Below are 4,445 nucleotides of genomic sequence, written 5' to 3'. Positions count from 1 at the left end.
AACCGATCGGAGTCCTGGGCCGGCGGGGGGGGTGTGGCCCCGCGTCGGCGCCACCACCCCCCGGCCCCGCCCCGGGGGGCACCCCCCCTCCCCCCCCAGCCCCAACACGGGGCCCGGCGCCCCGCCCCCCCCCCCCCGCCCCTCTCGCTCCCCGCCCTCTCTCCACTCGCCCCCTCTCCGTTGTACGCTGTATAGGGACTGCTTTACGGTGTAGGACATGTCGACCTCATCGGGCCACCCCCAGCGCTGGCTGATCCTCGGCGTCATCTGTCTTGCCCAGCTCACCGTGCTGCTGGACAACACCGTCCTGAACGTGGCCATCCCCTCGCTCACCCGTGAGCTGGGCGCGACCACCTCCGACATCCAGTGGATGATCAACGCGTACTCGCTGGTGCAGTCCGGACTGCTGCTCACCGCGGGCAGCGCCGCCGACCGCTACGGTCGTAAGAAGATGCTGCTCGCGGGAGTGGCCCTGTTCGGCGCGGGCTCGCTGCTGGCCGGACTCGCCGGTACGACCGCCCAGTTGATCGCCGCACGGGCCGGTATGGGCGTGGGCGGCGCGCTGCTGCTGACCACCACCCTGGCGGTGGCGATGCAGATCTTCGCGCCCGAGGAACAGCCCAAGGCGATCGGCATCTGGAGCGCGGTCAACGCACTCGGCTTCGCCTGCGGCCCGCTGATCGGCGGGTTCATGCTGAACCACTTCTGGTGGGGCGCGATCTTCCTGATCAATCTGCCGGTCGTCGCGCTGGCGCTGGTGGCGGTCGTGGCGCTCGTACCGGAGTCGAAGAGCCCCCAGGGCGACCGGCCCGACCTGCTCGGCGCCGTGCTCTCCACCATCGGCATGTCGGGCCTGGTCTTCGCGATCATCTCCGGTCCGGTGCACGGCTGGTCGTCGGCCCGGGTGCTGGTGAGCGCCCTCGTCGCGGTCCTCGTCCTTGTGTGCTTCGCCCGCTGGGAGAGCCGCGTCCCGCACCCGATGCTCGACCTGCACTTCTTCCGTGACCGCCGGTTCACGGGCGCGGTGGCCGGGGCGGTGCTGATCACCTTCGGCATGGGCGGGGCGCTGTTCCTGCTCACCCAGCACCTGCAGTTCGTCCTCGGCTACGACCCCCTGGAGGCCGGCCTGCGCACGGCGCCGCTCGCCCTCACGGTCGTGGTGCTGAACTTCTCGGGGCTGTCGGCGAAGTGGTCGGCCGGACTCGGTACGCCCGTGTCGATCGTGCTGGGCATGGTGCTGATGTCGGCGGGGCTGGTGTCCATCGCCGTGCCCGTCTTCGACGGTTACGCCGGCACCCTGCTCGGGCTGCTGCTGATCGGCGGCGGCTGCGCGATCGCCAACCCGGCGATGGCGCACGCCATCATGAGCGCGATCCCACCGGCCAAGGCGGGGGTCGGGGCCGGGATCAACGGGACGCTCGCGGAGTTCGGCAACGGACTCGGGGTCGCGGTGCTCGGCGCGGTCCTCAGCTCCCGGGCCGCCTCGGACGGGTTGGCCTCGGGGCTGGAAGCGGGTCAACTCGTGGGCGCGGCAGCCGTGTTGACCGGCGGCTTGGTGGCCGGGGCGCTGCTGCGCCGGGCGGAGAAGACGCTCGCCTGACGGCATGGGGTATGCGCGGTGGTGCGGACGCGGGCTGATCGCGGGGTTCTCCGCGTCCCTGGCGGGCCTAGCATCTTCGTAAGAGGTCCCAGATCCAGGAAGGTGCGTCGATGGCTGAGGCGGCCGGGCGGACGGCGCGTACCAGTGTCTGGCTGGAGGGGAAGACCCGCCGCGGCGGGCGCGGCGGCGGGCAGCCCTCCGGCCTGGACCGGGAGCGGATCACCGAGGCGACCGTGCGGCTGCTGGACGCGGAGGGACTGGCCCGGTTCTCCATGCGGCGGCTGGCCGCCGAGTTGAGCGTCACCGCGATGTCCGTGTACTGGTACGTCGACACCAAGGACGACCTGCTCGAACTCGCCCTGGACGCGGCCTTCGGCGAACTGCGGCTGCCCGGACCCGAGGCCACGGGCGAGGACTGGCGGGACCAACTGCGCGCGCTGGCCGGTGAGTACCGCGCGCTGCTGCTGCGGCACCCGTGGCTGTCCCCGCTGGCCGGCCGCTTCCTCAACATCGGCCCCAACGCGCTCGCCTTCTCGGGCCGGGTGCAGCACGTCGTGCGCCGCTCCGGGCTGCCCGCGCACGGCATCATGGGCGCCATCTCGGCCGTCTTCCAGTTCGTCTACGGCTTCGGCACGATCGAGGGCCACTTCGCGGCCCGGGTCGCGGCGACCGGTATGACCCCGGATGAGTACCACCGCACCGCCCTGATCGCGGTGACCGCGGACCCGCAGGCCGCCGAGGTGATCAAGGAGTCCAGGGACATCATGGAGGCGCGTGGCGGCGACACGGTCGAGGAGATGCTGGAAGGGGACTTCACCTTCGCCCTGGACCTCCTGGTCGCGGGAATCGAGGAGATGGTCCGCAGAACCACGACCGAGCCGTAGCCGCCCGGCCGCTCCCACGGCCCCGGCCCGACCGAGCACGCCCGGTGACCGGCGAGGCGGTGGTGACGTGGCCGAGGGCCAGACCGTCGCGCGTCCGCCCTCGCCCGGGGCGGGTCCTGGGATGCGGGCCGGGCTTGGGATGCGGTGGGCACGTTTCTACGGGCCGTGGTTTCCGGTCTACGGGGGCGGTTTCCGGCGCGACACGCGCGTGAGGCCCGGGGCCCTGATCCTTCGTTTCTTCGACGTGCGCCGGTTGCTTGCCGCGCCGGTGTTGATGCCGCGGTATGCGTGCCGTGTGGCCGGGGGACTTGGTCGGCCCCGGCCGTGCGCTGCGAGCGCGAGTGGGCGGTGTGCCGTGCCGGGGCCAGTCGTGGCGACCAAGCCGCACGCCCCGCCGGGGTCAGTTCCGCTCGGTCAGGCGGGCCGGGAAGCCGCCGGTGGCCACCGGGCCCCAGCGGGTCGGGGTGATGCGGATGATCGACTTGCCCTGTTCGACCATCGCCTCGCGGTACTCGTTCCAGTCCGGGTGTTCACCGGCGATGTTCCGGTAGTACTCGACCAGCGGCTCCACGGAGTCCGGGCTGTCGATGACCTCCGCCGTCCCGTCCACCTGGACCCACGGCCCGTTCCAGTCGTCGCTCAGCACGATCAGGCTGACCCGCTCGTCCCGCTTGGCGTTGCGGGTCTTGGCACGCTCCGGGTAGGTGGCGACCACGATCCGGCCCGAGTCGTCGACCCCGCAGGTCAGCGGCGATGCCTGGGGGCCGCCGTCGGCCCGCCGGGTGAGCAGGACGGCCCGGTGCCGGGGCCGCACGAAGTCCAGCAGTTCGTCGCGGGAGACGGTGGTGTTCGTCGCGATGTTCGGTGCCATGCGGGCAGCCTAGGGCCCACAGGCCCTGAAGGCAGCGGCCCCCGTTCCGGCCGACCTTGGTGTCCCTACGCCTGTGGCAGCGTCTCGCCCTGTACCGCCTGGATGTCCAGCTCGACCTTCAGGGTGGTGCCGATGGCCGCGATGCCCGCCTGGACGACCTGGTTGTAGTTCATGGCGAAGTCCTCGCGCCGCAGCTCCGTCGTCGCGCGGAAGGCGGCCCGGGTGCCGCCCCACGGGTCGGCTCCGGTGCCGAGATAGGCCAGGTCCAGGTCGACCGGGCGTACAACACCGCGCAGGGCCAGCTCGCCGTGGACCGTCCAGCGGTCCCGGCCGGCCACGGACACCCCCGTCGAACGGTAGGTGATCTCGGGATACCGCTCGACGTCCAGGAAGTCCGCGGACCGGAGGTGGGTGTCGCGCATGCCGTTGCCGGTGTCGATGGAGGAGGCCCGGATCACCGCCTGCACGCGGGACTTGCCGACGTCGTCGGGCGCGATCTCGATCGCGCCGGCGAAGTCGGTGAACCGGCCGCGCACACTGGAGATGCCCAGGTGCTGGGCGACGGCGGCCACCGACGAGTGCGCCGGGTCGATGGTCCACGGACCGGGCGGGGGCAACTCGGTGCCGCCCTGCCGGGCCAGCGTCACCGTGCCGACCTCGGCCCGTCCGCTCGCGGTGACGATCGCGCCGGCCGCGGCGGGCGCGTACCCGACGGCCGTGACGATCACCGTGTAGGCCCCGGGCGCGAGTGCGGTCGTGTCCCGCACGGTGCCCTCCGTATCGGCCTCGGCGCGCAGCACCTGCGCGCCCGTCATATCGGTCACCGTGACGACCGCGTGCGACACGGCCCATCCGTCCCGGGTGTGGATCCTCGCGGTCAGTCCCATCCCGTTTTCTCCCTGCGCCTGCGAAGCCATGAACCGAACATTTTCCATGACGGCCTCGAAAGGCCGTATAAGTTCGTATGACTTCGTATAGATCCGTTGGATCAGATAGATCCATAAAAAGTGGTTTTTACGTGTGCGGCCCGTGGCGGGGGGGCCGCCGGGAGGGGGGCGCCCCGCACCGGCCGGGGGCCGGTCGGATCGCC

4 protein-coding genes are annotated in these 4,445 nt (G+C 71.9%); 2 read left to right on the top strand and 2 right to left on the bottom strand.

Features of this window, described 5'->3' with window-relative positions; translation table 11 throughout:
- The first annotated feature begins 217 nt into the window (after positions 1–217).
- Positions 218–1,600: an MFS transporter gene (locus tag ACWEKM_RS38490; RefSeq protein ID WP_451625937.1), complete on the top strand. Its 1,383-nt coding sequence runs from the start codon at positions 218–220 to the stop codon at positions 1,598–1,600.
- A 110-nt stretch (positions 1,601–1,710) separates the two neighbouring features.
- Positions 1,711–2,484 (top strand): TetR/AcrR family transcriptional regulator, encoded by a 774-nt coding sequence (locus tag ACWEKM_RS38485; RefSeq protein ID WP_451625936.1) that lies wholly within the window; start codon positions 1,711–1,713, stop codon positions 2,482–2,484.
- A 400-nt stretch (positions 2,485–2,884) separates the two neighbouring features.
- Here the strand turns inward: ACWEKM_RS38485 and ACWEKM_RS38480 are convergent, their stop codons facing one another.
- Positions 2,885–3,355: a PPOX class F420-dependent oxidoreductase gene (locus ACWEKM_RS38480; RefSeq protein ID WP_451625935.1), complete on the bottom strand. Its 471-nt coding sequence runs from the start codon at positions 3,353–3,355 to the stop codon at positions 2,885–2,887.
- A gap of 65 nt (positions 3,356–3,420) precedes the next feature.
- Complete coding sequence (locus ACWEKM_RS38475; RefSeq protein WP_451625934.1) at positions 3,421–4,242, bottom strand: YceI family protein; 822 nt, start codon at positions 4,240–4,242, stop codon at positions 3,421–3,423.
- Between the last annotated feature and the right edge of the window lie 203 nt (positions 4,243–4,445).

The organism is Streptomyces sp. NPDC004752, assembly GCF_053601275.1.
This window is presented reverse-complemented; position numbering and strand designations above follow the sequence as displayed.

What these genes read in the sequence shown, in the direction of transcription:
- ACWEKM_RS38490 (WP_451625937.1), top strand. Translation starts at nt 218, where the DNA reads ATGTCGACCTCATCGGGCCACCCCCAGCGCTGGCTGATCCTCGGCGTC.
- ACWEKM_RS38485 (WP_451625936.1), top strand. Translation starts at nt 1,711, where the DNA reads ATGGCTGAGGCGGCCGGGCGGACGGCGCGTACCAGTGTCTGGCTGGAG.
- ACWEKM_RS38480 (WP_451625935.1), bottom strand. Translation starts at nt 3,355, where the DNA reads ATGGCACCGAACATCGCGACGAACACCACCGTCTCCCGCGACGAACTG.
- ACWEKM_RS38475 (WP_451625934.1), bottom strand. Translation starts at nt 4,242, where the DNA reads ATGGGACTGACCGCGAGGATCCACACCCGGGACGGATGGGCCGTGTCG.